The sequence below is a fragment of the Pelagibacterium sp. genome, from assembly GCF_035555455.1.
Classification (GTDB): domain Bacteria; phylum Pseudomonadota; class Alphaproteobacteria; order Rhizobiales; family Devosiaceae; genus Pelagibacterium.
The window spans coordinates 13,491-27,166 of record NZ_DATMGM010000062.1 but is presented as its reverse complement, the minus strand read 5'-3'; the positions used below and the strand labels follow the sequence as shown (position 1 = coordinate 27,166).

Sequence of the window (13,676 nt, the reverse complement as noted above, 5' to 3'; positions counted from 1 at the left end):
GATGCGCTCACCCCTTTTGGCTACCCTTGCCTCCGTCTTTCTCGCATCGATTGCTGGTGCCCAGGAGATCAATCTGACCGACATGGAAGGCCGGGCCGTTACGCTGGAGAAACCGGCGGAACGGATCGCGACTTTTCCGATGCCGATGGCCTCGGTGGTCGTCTCCATGGATGGCGGCATCGACCGCCTCGTGGGCATGAACGAGCAATCCTATGCCGCCCATTTCGAGGGCCTTTTAGGCACGATCTTCCCCGAGGCTGCGGACATACCGTTCGATTTCGTCGGCAACGGCTTTGTACCTAATGTCGAGTCCCTGGTGACTCTGTCGCCCGATCTGGTCGTACAATGGGGCGGGCGCGGCAACGATATCGTCGATCCCATCACCAATGCCGGCCTTTCGACGCTGCTGGTCTTGAGCGGCACGGAGGACAATGCCCGCGGCAGCCAATCGCTGATCGCCGAAGCGATTGGCAAGCCGGAACGCTTCGAGACCATGCTGCACTGGCGCAACGAAGTCGTGGCGGCGGTCGAGGCGAAAGCTGCCGCCATCGCCAAAGACGACAAGCCCAGCGTGCTCTATATGTTGCGCTCGCTCAGCGAGATCACAGCAACCGGGCGTGAGAACCACTACAACACCTGGTATATCGAAATGGCCGGCGGGATCAGTTCCTCGGCCGAGTTGAACGGAACCGTTCCGATCAGCGCCGAACAGATCGCTGTCTGGAACCCGGACGTCATCCTGCTCAACAGCTTCGAGCCCGAACTTTCGGTCGATTGGGTCTACGACCACCCCATTCTCTCCCAACTCGCCGCAGCCCAGGAACACCGGGTCTATAAAATGCCCATCGGCGGCTATCGCTGGGAACCCGCCAGCCAGGAATCACCGCTGACCTGGATGTGGCTGGCCAATCTGCTGCATCCGGAGGTCTATGATTTCGACCTGCGGGCCGAGATGCGCAGCGCCTATGAATTCCTCTATAATTACGAGGTCAGCGATGCGGAGATCGACTCCATTCTGCGCATGGACATGCAGGGCGACGCCGCCAACTATGCCCAGTTCCGCGCTCAATGACGGTTTCAGTCGCCACGTCGCCTGATGCGACGCGCAAGGGCTTCGAGAAAAGCGCGATGCCTTTGGGCATCGTGCTTCTGATCGCAAGCGTCCTTGCCTCGCTTTGTGTTGGCCGGTACGAAGTGCCGGTCTGGCGGGCGCTGGAGATCATCCTGGGCGGCCTCGTCCAGCCTTTCGCCGAACACGCAGAGATCGACGAGCGGATCGTCCTGCTCGTGCGTGCCCCCCGCACGCTCTTTGCTGTCCTGGCGGGTGCTGGCCTTGCCGTGGCGGGTGCCAGTCTTCAGGCGGTCTTTCGTAATCCTCTCGTCTCTCCCCAGGTTCTGGGCGTGTCCCAGGGCGCGGCGCTGGGCGGCGCGTTTGCCATCGTCATGGGTATTTGGGGCCTGCCCCTTATCCTTCTGGTGTCGCTTGGCGCTGTCCTGGCGCTGGTCCTGGTGGGATTGCTGGCTGGAATTGGCGGGCGCAGTGAAATGCTGACCATCATCCTCGCTGGCATGGTGGTGGGCGCTCTGGGGTCCGCTCTCGTCTCCCTCGTGCAAATGTTCGCCGATCCTCAATCCTCCCTGCCGGCGATCGTCTTCTGGCTGATGGGCTCGTTTTCCACGCTCACATGGGAACGGCTGTGGGTCGGTGGCCCCGGCATCTTCGTCGCCGTGGCGTTCCTCTATGCCATGCGGTTCCGCCTCAACGTGCTCGCCCTGGGCGAAACCGAGGCCAGGACCCTTGGCTCCAACCCCGACAGGGAGCGCTGGATCATCTTCGCTCTCGTGGCGCTTATCGTGGGGTCCCAGGTCGCCGTGTCCGGCATTGTCGGCTGGGTCGGCCTGGTCATTCCCCATGCGGCGCGCCTTCTGGTGGGCGAGGACAATCGCCGGTTGATACCGACCGCTATCCTGTTTGGCGCCGCCTATATGGTGCTGGTCGACACGATCGCCCGCACCGCGACGGCTGCCGAAATTCCCCTCGGCATTTTGACCGCCATCGTCGGGGCACCGGTCTTTGCGCTGCTGCTGCGGCAATATCAGCTGAGGAAGGCACGATGATCGGTCTTTCGAATGCCGAAGTCCGCTTTGGCGACCGTCTCATATTCTCGAATCTCGATTTTGAAGTGGGGCCGGGCCAGTGCCTCGCCATTCTCGGCCCCAATGGGCGCGGCAAGACCACGGCGTTGCGAGCCGCACTCGGCCAGCAAAAACTTGCCACCGGTACGCGAAAAGCTCCGGGCATCATCGGCTATGTGCCCCAGTCGCTCATGGTGGTGCCTCAAATCGCCGTCATCGACGCGGTGGTGCTGGGCCGGGCAGCCCGACTGGGTCTTTTTGGCCAGCCGGACCGCGCCGATTACGCCATTGCCGAATCCTGTCTGTCCCGGGTCGGCATGTCGCATCTGGCGCGGTCCAATTTTTCCGTGCTCTCCGGGGGTGAGCGGCAACTGGTCCTGCTGGCCCGGGCGCTGGCGACCCAATCGAGCGTGCTCATGCTCGACGAGCCCACCTCAGCCCTCGATCTCGCCAATCAGCAAAGGCTTCTGCACCTCCTCGGCGAAATCCATGCCGATGCCGACAAGGCGGTGGTTTTCACCACCCACGACCCCAACCATGCCCTGGCCCTTGCTGACCGGGTGCTGCTGTTGATGCCCGACGGGCAGAGCGAAATGGGCGACACCAGCACGACCATGACGCTTGAGCATCTGGCAAGACTTTACGGCATCACCATGCGGCAAGTCCGCATGGAGGGCCTCGATGGCCGGGAACGCCACGGGGTGCTTCCCGCCTTCACTGGCGTCCGTTCCTGAATTCCCTCCCAACCAAACGTAACAAGGAATCGAAAATGGCAGATTATGTGATCAATGTCGTCGAGGACGGCAAGCCGATGGCGTTCACCTACAAGGAATGCATGCACTATCACGGCTTCCTCCTGCCGGGCGGCGCCGCCCACGGCTTTCACTCCCTCGCCCTGGCGATCAAGACGCTCAGTCCCGACGAAGCACCCGAGCGCCGGGAAATCAGCATTGAAACCGCCTTTGGCGGAGCCGGAGCGCGCGATTCCATCGAGATGATCACCCGCAGCCTTACCGAAGGCCGCTATAAGGTGGATACCGCAATGGCCAAGCCCGAACGCGGCTTCCTTGCACCCTACGTCTTCAAATTCACCTATCGCGGCAAGACCACCACTTTGCAGGTCAAGGAAGGCCTCGTGCGCGAGGAATTCCGGCAACTCGTCGCCAAGGGCAAGGACCGCACGGCCCAGGAGGAAGAACGCATCATCCAGCTCCGCCAGGAAATGGCCGATCGCCTCATGGCCCTGCAACCCGAGCAGGTGTACGAAGTCGCCTGATCGCAAAGAACGGCTCCATTCCCCCTCTCCGGCAGGGAGGGGGAATGGAGCGCCCGACAAGGTCAGAAATGCTTTCACCCCGCCTGCAAGCCGTGTCTCTTCGCGATATGAAACTGGTGCTCGCCGTGCAGCGGCGCGGCGCGTTCCGGCCTGTGGCGCGGGACATGGCGATCAGCGCGTCGGGGCTTTCCCACCAGGTGCGCAAAGTGGAAGAAGCGCTCGATTGCGTGCTCTTCGACCGAAGCCATCATGCCGTCCGGCCCACCGCCGGCGGCTTGAAACTGCTGCGCCAGATTGCGCGCATCGTCGATGAAGCAGAAGTCCTGACGACCATGGCGGGTTCGGCCTTCCTGCCGTTTGGCGGCGCGCTGCGGGTCGGTGCCAACACAACTATCGCCCCCTATATCCTCCCGTCTCTCCAGCGGGTTTTTCACCAGCACTATCCCGGCGTCACGCCTCATCTCTCGGAGGGCATGACAAACGGCCCGTTCCGGCGCCTCGAAGACGGCGAGATCGACGTTCTCATCTCCAGTCTGCTTCCCGATTATCGCGATGTGGAGACCACAAGCGTTCTGGAGGAAGGCTTCTCGCTTCTCATCCATCGCGACATCATCGTGGACGCCGCCAGCATCGATATCGCCGCCGGCGATCTGGCCGGAACCACGCTCTACGTTCCAGAGGATATGGAGGTCTATGGCCGGCCTCACTATCTGGCCCTGGCCTCGGCCTTTGGTTCCGGCTGGCAATCCGCCGTGCCCAACATCACCCCCATTGGACGGGTCAGCCTCGAATCCCTGGCTGTCATAGCGGCGGCGAACAGGGCTGCGGCCCTGGTCCCCCATATCAGTATCGCAAGGCTTTCCACCTTGCCCGACCTGCGCATCCTTACGCCCGCGCGAACGCCATTGCGCACCATCAACATATCATGGCGGACCAATACGCATCACTTGCAGGATTTGCGCCAGATGGCGACGCTGCTGACCGAAGACCTGCTGGCATCCTCCCCGGCAGGCATCAATCCTTGACGGTCCGAACCCGGAGCGAGGATCGATTGACCACACGGCCTTGCGCTAATCGGGCGAACGAATAGCGTCTTTTGTGCGCAGCCACGGCAACAATCCATCGAGGAACCGTGTGGCGGATGGCATGAAATGGCGACCGTGGTGGGAAAACGGGTCGAGGCTGGTGATGATCATGCGGCCCCTGGTCGTCACATCGTCGATATAGAGGATGGGACGGTTCTCCGGCCCGGTGGCAAGCACTTCGGCGCCCTCGGGCACATCGTAAAATCCATGCAGGTGCCAGGTGATGGCTTTGAGATCGAGATAGCCGAACAGGCTGTGCTCCGGCTTGGCGATCGCGGTTCCCAGTGTTTCGCCCGGCGTGAGCCACCACCAGAAATTGGTCGGGCATGGGTCAAAGGAAACATTGGGCAGCCATTGTTCGTTCTTGCTGCGCCCGCTGGCGAAAATCGTGCCGCCCTGATCGAGGAAATCGAGCAGGACCTGCTTGCGCGGCGAGATGCGGTGCACCGGGGTATGGCAGGGGACGATCAGCACATCATGGCCGGCGAGGCTTTCGAGCGTCAGCTCTTCGGGACGGATCGCGCTATCGAAATAGTCGCGATAACGCGGCCCCTCGATGCATTCGAGCTGGAAGCAGGCCCCCGAATTGACAATGGCGATGCCCATCAGATTTCTCCCTTGCACCAGGCAACCAGACGCGGGCCCATAGCCATGCGCACGGCCGGATCATTGCCGACAACCCACAGATCATTGCCGGAATGGCTGAACACGATGCCGCCGGCTGGACGCTGCCATTCCCAATCGACCGGAACTGCCTTTTCGCCGAATACCTGAATCGGCACGGCACCCGGCGGCATCGGATTATGGCCCCGGCCATAAAAGCCCACGACGCCCTGGTTCGACTCCAGGGCTGCCGTCGGTGCATCTGCAAAAATCGGATGCTCGCGCACCCGCACCAGATCGAAATCGGAGCGCCTGGGCTTTTCCATCGGAACGAACAGTCCCGGCCCATCCACGAATGGCCGCAGCATGTGGCAATTGAGGATCATGCGCCCGCCGCGATCCAGAAAGGCTTCCAGCGCAGGTTTCATCGCCAGGAGGGCGATCTGGTCGACGGCCAGCGGCAGGATCAGCCCCGCGATGCCGTCGAGGTCTTCGGGCATCGCCTCGGACTGCCGCAGCCAGCGCAGATCCCCGGCCTCGACGCAGGGGCGGAATGTTGCGGCGACACCACCATCGCCAGGGTGAAAAAGAACGACCGGGGGTCGGGTCATGATTGATATGTATCCAATATTTTTCGATATTTCGGGGCAATCAGGATGTCGCCGTCCTCGGTCACCGAGCGCGACACGGGCACCTGGAACACGTCTTCCAGAAGCTGCTCGTCGAGCACCGTTGACGCGGAACCGAAGATTGGCGGGCGGGCCTTGGACAACACCAGAACCTGCCCGCCACACACCAGCGCGTGCTCTGGATCATGCGTCGTCACGATCACGGTCTTTCCGCTGGTCGAGAGGCGCCTTATGGCGGCCAGGACCTGCATCTGATTGGCGATGTCGAGATGGGAGGTCGGCTCGTCGAGCACCACCACCTGGGACTGCTGCGTCAGGGCCCGCGCGATGCGCACCATCTGCCGCTGGCCGCCCGAAAGCGAGGGCAGCTCGCGATCGATCAGATCGGCAACGCCCATCTCTTCGAGCATGGCCACGGCGAGCTTTTCGTCCTTGGGTCCGGGCCGCTCGAAAAGACCGAGATGGGACGCCCGTCCGGTCAGCACCGTCTCCCGCACCGTCAGCGCAAAAGTCATGTTTTCGCTCTGCGAAACCAAGGCGATGGCCTTGGCGCGGTCGCGGATGCTCATGGTTCCGAGCGCCTTGCCCATGAGATGCACTTCGCCGGCGATCGGGTTGGAAAGACCCGTGATGGCGCGCAGAAGCGTGGTCTTGCCCACCCCGTTGGGGCCAAGAATGTTGAGCACGTCGCCCTGTGCCAGATCGAAGTCGAGATCGCGCACCAGCACAGTTTTCCCATAGCCCGTCGACACCTGGCGGCTGGAGAGGGCGGAACCATTCATGACCACCCCCTGCCGCTGCGCGCCAGAAGGAAGGCAAAGAACGGCGCGCCGACCAAGGCGGTGACGATGCCGAGGGGTATTTCGGCCTGCACCAGCGTTCGCGCCAGCGTGTCCACGACCAGCAGGAAGGTCGCGCCCAGGGCCAGCGACATGGGTACCAGCTTGACGTGATCAGGGCCCACGATCATGCGCGCCAGATGCGGCGCCACCAGCCCGACCCAGCCAACGATGCCGCAGGTGGAAACGGCAGCAGCGCAGAGTAGCGTCCCCAGGGTGATATGCAGCACGCGCTCGCGACGCACATTCACTCCCAAAAGCTGGGCCTGCTCATCGCCCGAGGCGAGCAGGTTCAAGCGCCACCGCAACAGATAGACGAGGATCATCACCGGAATGCTGACCACGGACAGATTGATCAGCGCGTCATTGCCCGCCGCCGAGAGCGAGCCGAGCAGCCAATATTCGATCACCGGCAGCTTGTTTTCCGTATCCGCCGTATATTTGAGCAGCCCCAGCAAAGCGGTGAACACCGAGCCGGTAATGGTGCCGGACAGGATCAGCACCAGGGTATTGGAATTCTTGTAAAGTCTGGCCAGCAGCACGGCAATGATCACCGCCAGCCCGCCAAAGGCGAAGGCATAGATCTGGATGGTAAGGTTGCCCCCGCCCTGCAAGATGGCCAGGGCTGCGCCGAACCCGGCACCGGCGGAAACGCCGAGCAGGAACGGGCTGACGAGCGGATTGCGGAACACGCCCTGAAACGTCACCCCACTACAGGCGAGGCACGCACCCACCAGCAGGGCCACGCCGATCCGGGGCAGCCGCACACCATAGATCACGGTTTCCACCCTTGCGTTCCAGTCGGGTGTCAGATCGATGAAGCGCGAGAGGATCACCTTGATGACGGTGACCGGATCGATGCCGTAACGGCCCGCATTCATGGCAAACAGCGTTGCCGCCACCATGGCCAGCAGCGTGATCGGCAAGGCTGCGCCGGACAAGGTCCGGCGCAGGGTGGCGGTCTGTTCAGTCACGGGAATAGCCGATGCGGTAGAAGGTCTGGTAATAGTCCTGCACCATGGCTTCCAGATCGAGGTCCGCATAGATTTCCGGGTAGAACAGCGCGCCGAGATAGGCTTCGCCCAGGCCCAGGCTTTCCGGCGCGGGATGGCCGTTGGGACGCACGAATTCGGGCAGGAGATAGACCTTGCCGTTCTTCACGGCATCGATCTCGGCCCATTCGGGCTTGGCCAGGATGGCTTCATAGGCATCGGCCGAGCGCTCTTCGACGATGATGATTTCGGGGTTCCATTGCAGGACCTGCTCCAGCGAAACGGTGGCGTTGCCATGCAATTCCCCGGCGACGTTGAACCCGCCGGCCTGCTCGATGATCAGCCCGGTATATTTGCCCGCACCGCGGGTGCTGGTCTCAGATGATGCGAGATAGACCCGAACGCGCTCGTCCTGGGGGATAGAGGCGGTGCGTTCGTCAGCCAGTGCGCGGCCGCTTTCCATGGCGGCGATCAGCGCCCCGGCGGCTTCGGTCTTGCCATAGATATCACCGAGCAATTGCACCGCCCCGATCACGCCATCGGTGTAAGCCGTCTTCTCGTCATCCAGCTCCGGATCGAGTTTTCCGTACTGGTCTTCCGGCAGATCGGCAAATGCCAGCGCGATGGTCGGGATATCGGCATCTTCGAGCTGTTTGATCACGGCGGCGTCCAGAAAATGCGGAATGACGACCAGATCGGGATCGAGGGCCAGCAGGCTCTCGATGTTGACCGCGCGCAATTCGCCGGGCTTGGCGATGTCGATAAATTCGGGAGTGATCTTGCGGAAGCCCGGGCTCAGGCGCTGGTCCCAATCGACCAGGACGCCGCTGACCTGGGCAGTCGCGTCCAGTTGGGCAACAACGTCGAGGGCCTGGTGGAAGAGGACGACCGAGCGTTCGATCTGGTCGGCAAGGACCACTTCGCGCCCCATCTGGTCGACGAAAATGCGCTCGGCGAAAGCTGGAGTGGACATAAGGGCAAGCGTGGCGGCAACGGTAAGGGAGCGCGCGGTAAGTCTGTGCATTGTTAAAACCTGATAAAAAGAGACATGTTTTATTACGCTCGTTTCCAATAGATGACAAGCTTGCTGGAGATTTTGTAATAGATTGTAATTGCTGGATTTTTTGAAGATCAGGCACTGTCCTGACTCTCCGCGACAGAATGGCGCGGCCAGCCTTTCTGGCGAGACGAAGTGCCCACCCGATGGGACGGCTGGGCCTAGTGGAGCGTGGAGCTGCCTTCGATTTCTGGCGCTATGGGCCCGCAGACCTTGGCCGCCAAACGCCGTCGGGTTCACGCTTTTTCTCTGGTTGAATTATGCCCTGCTCTTTGCCCGGCGTGGTTCCAGCGGTCACATGGCCGCCAAATCGCACTATCAAAGGTATCCAGCAGTATTTGGCGCACCTCAGCGAAGAAGGTTCAAACACCCTTTTCGCTTCGTTAGATGAATGGGAACGCCATCTCGCACTGCTAGACCATGAGAGTCTGCGGTGCGGTCATGAGCGACTTAAGCCAAAGATTTAGCGCGGCGGTCGCTGCCCCTCCCGCAAAAACGGCTTATCCGCCGCCCTTCTCGATACGTCTGACCGCCGAGGAACGGGCAAGGCTGAATGTGTTGCGGGCAATAAGTCCCTCAGCGCCTATATCCGGCAACAGCTTTTCGGAGACGACGCCGCACCGCGTCAAAAGGGCGGCACCAGCCCGGTGCAGGATGCCGACGCTTTGGCCCGTGTCCTCGGGGCGTTGGGACAATCCAGGCTATCGTCAAACCTCAATCAGCTCGCCAAAGCCGTCAATTCTGGATCGCTGCCTGTATCACCGGAAACCGAAGCCGATCTTTCTGCCGCCTGCCGCGATGTGTCTGCCATGCGCACCGATCTGCTTCGTGCGCTCGGCAAGTCGCCGGGAGACGGGCCATGATCCTGAAAGCAACAGAGCGCGGGGATGCGCCGCAGCTTGCCCGCTACCTGCTTTCCATGCGCGCTATCAACATGTCTCACTACAAGATCAAGCTACGCGACATTTCCCGCGAGCTGTTCATGCGGCATGGCTGGGACATCCCGCGCGGCTTGCAGGATCGCAGTCTGCGCAATCCGCTGAATTTCTCGCAAGAGGAATGGCAGCATGCGCAGCGGACTGGCCTCGACCCCCGCGAAATCAAATCTGTCTTACAGCAGTGCTGGCAGCGTTCCGACAATAGGGCATCGTTTGAGCGCGCGCTGAAAGAGCGCGGATTCTGGCTTGCCAGAGGCGACCGGCGCGGCTTCGTCGCCATGGATTATCGCGGGGAGGTTTACTCCCTCTCGCGCTATGCCGGTGTGAAGGTCAAAGAGCTGGAAGCGCGGATTGGCGATCCGGCGCAGTTGCGCTCGGTCGATCAGACAAAAGCCAACATTGCGCAAGCCATGACCGGCAAGCTTGAAACCTTCATTGCCGATACCGAGCGCGAGGCTATGCAGCGCCATGATGAACTGACATCGCGCAAGGGGGAATTAGCCGCGCGACACCGCGATGAACGCGAAAAGCTCAACGCCGGTCTTGAGCGTCGTTGGGAAGCGGAAACACTGCGTCGCGCGCAACGATTGCCAAAAGGCATTTCCGGCATCTGGCACCGCCTGACCGGACAATACGCAAAAATCAGGATACAGAACGAACGAGAAGCCTTCGAAGCCTATCGCCGTGATCGGGAAGCGAAAGACGATCTGATCTTTCGTCAGCTTGAGGAACGCAGCACCTTGCAATCCTATATCAAGGCGCAGCGCGCGATATCGCAGCAGCGGCTGATCCTGCTGCGCGAGGATGTCGCAAACTATGACGTGCTGGAAAATGAGCAGCGATTACATCGGGACGAAAGCATCAGGCCGGAAGCCCGCCAGCGACAGCGCGAGCGCCGGACGCGCCAGCATGATTTCGATAGTTAGGCCACGGTCGCAGCGGTGAAATTCCCGCGCCGCACCGAGCGGCGGCAAAGCCATTCCCCTCATCCGCATTTACTGACCGACATGCTGCCGGGGCCGTCCAAGCCGGGACAATGTTCCGGGGGGACGCATCCTCTGCTTCAATCACCACTCGAACCATCAGCGCCTTCATGGGCCGATGATGTGTGCCGGGGCCGAAAGGCCCTGAATTGTTCGGGGTCTCCTTGAAACAAAGGAGGATACGATGGAACTTGTCACACGCTTTGAAACGGTAACCCGCAGCACCGCCGATTTACGTGGCCTGCTGAAAAAGGCTTTTGCCGCGCGCGCGTCCGCGCCGGCCAGCTCGCAAGAGCGCCGCGATGCGCTGACCTCGATTCACAATATTAAAATCGAGCTGGCACGGCGTCCGCCCTGCCTTTAAGCCTGACGCGGCCGGTCTTCCGCCAATCATTTTCGGCATCGTGAGCGATAGAAATTGCTTCTATCGCTCACAAGTTCATGGCATCATGAGTTATAGAAAGGTCTCCTATAACTCATGAGCTGGAACTGGCAACAACCCGAATGGCCGCATTTTACGTATGACGAGCAAGCGCTTGTAACGCCTGAAAAGCAATTCCTTCTCCGTTCGGGGGAATTTATCGGCGCTTATCGGCATATCTCCGAGGACGACCGGGATATGTTGCGAATTGAGTTGATCGGCAACGAGGCCCTTAAAACGTCCGCCATTGAAGGCGAAATTCTCAACCGCGACAGCCTTCAATCTTCCCTGCGCCGCCAGTTTGGTCTCGGTGACGATGATCGGCATATTCCTGCAAAGGAGCGCGGCATCGCTGAAATGATGGTCACGCTCTACCAGACCTTTGCCGAACCGCTGGACACAGCGCAACTTTTTGAATGGCATAAGATGGTTATGGCCGGAGAACGGCATATTGAAGCCATTGGCGGCTACCGTACACATGCCGAACCTATGCAGATCGTTTCGGGCAGCGTAGGCAAGTCCAAAGTCCATTTTGAGGCTCCGCCCTCAAGCCAGGTGCCGGGCGAAATGGCGCGCTTCATCGACTGGTTCAATGACACGAGCCCCGGCGGGAAAAGTCCCTTGCCGCCGCTCACACGCTCGGGATTGGTGCATATTTATTTCGAGAGCATCCACCCGTTCGAGGATGGCAATGGCCGCATCGGCCGCGCGCTCTCGGAAAAAGCACTGGCCCAGGGCATTGGTCAGCCCAGCCTGATTTCGCTGGCACACACGATAGAACGCAGCCGGAAACAATATTACGACATGCTGGAGCTGAACAGCCGGGATTTCGATGTAACCCGATGGCTCACGTTTTTTGCCGATAAGACCTTGGAAGCGCAGCAGATCACCTTGGCACGGGCCAATTTCTATATCGCCAAGGCCAGATTCTATGATCGCGCAGGTGATCAATTGAACGAGCGCCAGGCCAAGGTTATCGCACGGATGTTTCGCGAAGGCATTGACGGTTTCAAGGGGGGATTGAGCGCCGAAAACTATATCAGCATAACCCAGACTTCGCGCGCCACCGCGACGCGTGATTTGCATGAACTGGTGGAGATGGGCGCTCTGCTGCGTACCGGGGAGCGGCGCTATACACGCTATTGGCTTAATATTGAAACCGGGCAGAAAACCCATCTATGAGAAAGCCAACTTTGCCAAGCACCAGATTGGCAAGTTACCTGTGTTTGCCTATCAGGTGATGGGCAAGGGTGCGGCTGGCCTGGCAGCCAGCCGCGAATTTTTGCCTAAAACAGCGTTAGCTGCGCACCGCTCCAGCGTGTGCGCTCGGCTTCAAAATCCAGCCAAGCGGTGACATAGGCAACCGGCCCGCCTTCCTGTGCAACGCTGCCTATTGGGATAAAATGCGAGCAGTAGCCCGTTTCGGTAACGGGCAGCGCAAGCCTGTTTTCTGCGTGCAATTCGATATGCTCGATCATCCCGAGTTTTTCCGGCGTGAAGGTGATTTCAATCTGAATGCCGCGCCATGTGATGATGTGCTTTTCCATGTTTCTGATCCTCCAGCGATGGGGAGCGCCGCTTTAAGCGGCGACTCCTTCTTCTCGGGGTTGCTGGAAACCATGCAGGAAATCGGCGGCGCGTTGCGCATGGGCGGCGGCGGCAAACATCGCGCGTTTGTCGTCTTTCAGAACCTTGAGCCAGCTTTGAATATAGGCGGCATGGTCGGTTCCCGGCTCCGGGGTGAGGGCCAGATCAGCGCAAAGAAACGCAGCGCCCAGTTCAGCCACCAGTTCTTCGCGGGCGTAGGCTTCATCGCCCCATTTCTTGCGCCCGAATTCACGATCCAGCCGCTTTTTGTGCTTCGTCCAGTGGGTCAGCTCGTGCGCAAGGGTCGCATAGTAGGATTCAGGGCTGCGGAAGCACTCAAACGGGGGCATCTGCACATGGTCGCTGCCGCTGCTGTAATAAGCCCGATTGCCGCCATGCCGGATATCCGCGCCGGTCGCGGCAACGAATGAATCCGCATTCCCGATCCGCTGCGCAGCATTAATGACGGGCTCTACCTTCGCATAGTAATGATCGGCCAGCCCGTCGATCTGTTCGACGTTGAAAACGCTATAGGCTTTCATGAACGGGATTGTCCGCTCTTCCTCGGTCCTGGTGATGGTATTGGCGTAAACAACAGGATTGCCGCGCTCGCCCTTGCGCACATGCGCGCCAAGCTCTTTTGCCTGTTTAAAGGTCATCCAGTACGGGGAATTATAACCGGCCTCCCATGCCGCGCCCCACAGCATCAGCACATTGATACCGCTATAGGCCATGCCGTTATGACGTAGCGGCCTGACGATCCGCCCGTCCATGTTTCCGGCGCTCCACGGCTTAAGCCATGTCAATTCGCCCTGCTCCAGATCGGCAATAATCTTGTCAGTGATTTGCTTGTAAATATCCTGTTTCATTGGTCTTTCTCCTAGTTTTAAAACCGGTTGCACATGCAACCGGACTAGGCCGCGCCAATGAGCGGGGGAGGTCCGTCAAAGACCGCAGACAGCGGAGGGGGATCACCCGTCCTGCACAAGCGAAGCGCGGAAGGATGGGGATACCGCTGACTGCGCACAAAGCCTGCGGCGTGTCTGGTCTTGAAGGAGGACGGGGCCGCAGGCCCAAACCAGAGAAAAAAGGTCAGCCCAAAGGCTGGCAATATGCTGCGCAAGGGATGG

At 60.4% G+C, this 13,676-nt stretch carries 16 protein-coding genes; 8 read left to right on the top strand and 8 right to left on the bottom strand.

Features of this window, described 5'->3' with window-relative positions; genetic code table 11:
* Position 1: 1 nt before the first annotated feature.
* The 5 genes from VNS12_RS11745 to VNS12_RS11725 all read left to right on the top strand — a co-directional run bounded on the left by VNS12_RS11745 (position 2) and on the right by VNS12_RS11725 (position 4,437).
* Complete coding sequence (locus VNS12_RS11745) at positions 2-1,072, top strand: ABC transporter substrate-binding protein (RefSeq protein ID WP_325488029.1); 1,071 nt, start codon at positions 2-4, stop codon at positions 1,070-1,072.
* Complete coding sequence (locus VNS12_RS11740) at positions 1,069-2,118, top strand: FecCD family ABC transporter permease (RefSeq protein ID WP_325488028.1); 1,050 nt, start codon at positions 1,069-1,071, stop codon at positions 2,116-2,118. Before VNS12_RS11745 ends, VNS12_RS11740 begins: the two co-directional genes overlap by 4 nt.
* A complete protein-coding gene (locus tag VNS12_RS11735; RefSeq protein WP_325488027.1) occupies positions 2,115-2,870 on the top strand; it encodes an ABC transporter ATP-binding protein in 756 nt (251 codons plus the stop codon). The genes VNS12_RS11740 and VNS12_RS11735 overlap by 4 nt, the downstream gene beginning before the upstream one ends.
* Positions 2,871-2,905: 35 nt before the next feature.
* Positions 2,906-3,412 (top strand): hypothetical protein, encoded by a 507-nt coding sequence (locus VNS12_RS11730; protein WP_325488026.1) that lies wholly within the window; start codon positions 2,906-2,908, stop codon positions 3,410-3,412.
* A gap of 68 nt (positions 3,413-3,480) precedes the next feature.
* On the top strand, positions 3,481-4,437 hold the full coding sequence (locus VNS12_RS11725) for a LysR family transcriptional regulator (RefSeq protein WP_325488025.1): 957 nt from the start codon (positions 3,481-3,483) through the stop codon (positions 4,435-4,437).
* 45 nt (positions 4,438-4,482) lie between these two features.
* On the opposite strand, the gene VNS12_RS11720 is transcribed toward VNS12_RS11725, so the two are convergent.
* The 6 genes from VNS12_RS11720 to VNS12_RS11695 all read right to left on the bottom strand — a co-directional run bounded on the left by VNS12_RS11720 (position 4,483) and on the right by VNS12_RS11695 (position 9,312).
* Positions 4,483-5,103 (bottom strand): hypothetical protein, encoded by a 621-nt coding sequence (locus tag VNS12_RS11720; RefSeq protein WP_325488024.1) that lies wholly within the window; start codon positions 5,101-5,103, stop codon positions 4,483-4,485.
* Entirely contained in the window at positions 5,103-5,711 is a 609-nt protein-coding gene (locus tag VNS12_RS11715; protein WP_325488023.1) for a hypothetical protein, read from the bottom strand. Before VNS12_RS11715 ends, VNS12_RS11720 begins: the two co-directional genes overlap by 1 nt.
* Complete coding sequence (locus VNS12_RS11710) at positions 5,708-6,511, bottom strand: ABC transporter ATP-binding protein (RefSeq protein ID WP_325488022.1); 804 nt, start codon at positions 6,509-6,511, stop codon at positions 5,708-5,710. The genes VNS12_RS11715 and VNS12_RS11710 overlap by 4 nt, the downstream gene beginning before the upstream one ends.
* Positions 6,508-7,542 (bottom strand): FecCD family ABC transporter permease, encoded by a 1,035-nt coding sequence (locus tag VNS12_RS11705; RefSeq protein ID WP_325488021.1) that lies wholly within the window; start codon positions 7,540-7,542, stop codon positions 6,508-6,510. The genes VNS12_RS11710 and VNS12_RS11705 overlap by 4 nt, the downstream gene beginning before the upstream one ends.
* Complete coding sequence (locus tag VNS12_RS11700) at positions 7,535-8,584, bottom strand: ABC transporter substrate-binding protein (RefSeq protein ID WP_325488020.1); 1,050 nt, start codon at positions 8,582-8,584, stop codon at positions 7,535-7,537. The genes VNS12_RS11705 and VNS12_RS11700 overlap by 8 nt, the downstream gene beginning before the upstream one ends.
* Before the next feature lie 533 nt (positions 8,585-9,117).
* Positions 9,118-9,312 (bottom strand): hypothetical protein, encoded by a 195-nt coding sequence (locus VNS12_RS11695; protein WP_325488019.1) that lies wholly within the window; start codon positions 9,310-9,312, stop codon positions 9,118-9,120.
* 164 nt (positions 9,313-9,476) lie between these two features.
* Here VNS12_RS11695 and VNS12_RS11690 point away from each other — a divergent pair, with 164 nt between their 5' ends.
* From VNS12_RS11690 to VNS12_RS11680, 3 genes are all read left to right on the top strand, one after another.
* Positions 9,477-10,481, top strand: coding sequence for a relaxase (locus VNS12_RS11690; protein WP_325488018.1), 1,005 nt, complete (start codon positions 9,477-9,479; stop codon positions 10,479-10,481).
* A gap of 241 nt (positions 10,482-10,722) precedes the next feature.
* On the top strand, positions 10,723-10,902 hold the full coding sequence (locus tag VNS12_RS11685; RefSeq protein ID WP_325488017.1) for a hypothetical protein: 180 nt from the start codon (positions 10,723-10,725) through the stop codon (positions 10,900-10,902).
* A 114-nt stretch (positions 10,903-11,016) separates the two neighbouring features.
* Positions 11,017-12,141 carry a Fic family protein gene (locus tag VNS12_RS11680; protein WP_325488016.1) on the top strand — a complete coding sequence of 375 codons (1,125 nt, stop codon included), beginning with the start codon at positions 11,017-11,019 and terminating at the stop codon, positions 12,139-12,141.
* 104 nt (positions 12,142-12,245) lie between these two features.
* Here VNS12_RS11680 and VNS12_RS11675 read toward each other — a convergent pair whose 3' ends face one another.
* Both VNS12_RS11675 and VNS12_RS11670 read right to left on the bottom strand, forming a co-directional pair.
* Complete coding sequence (locus VNS12_RS11675) at positions 12,246-12,506, bottom strand: hypothetical protein (protein WP_325488015.1); 261 nt, start codon at positions 12,504-12,506, stop codon at positions 12,246-12,248.
* Between the two features lie 33 nt (positions 12,507-12,539).
* Positions 12,540-13,415 carry an ArdC family protein gene (locus VNS12_RS11670; RefSeq protein ID WP_325488014.1) on the bottom strand — a complete coding sequence of 292 codons (876 nt, stop codon included), beginning with the start codon at positions 13,413-13,415 and terminating at the stop codon, positions 12,540-12,542.
* Positions 13,416-13,676: the final 261 nt, after the last annotated feature.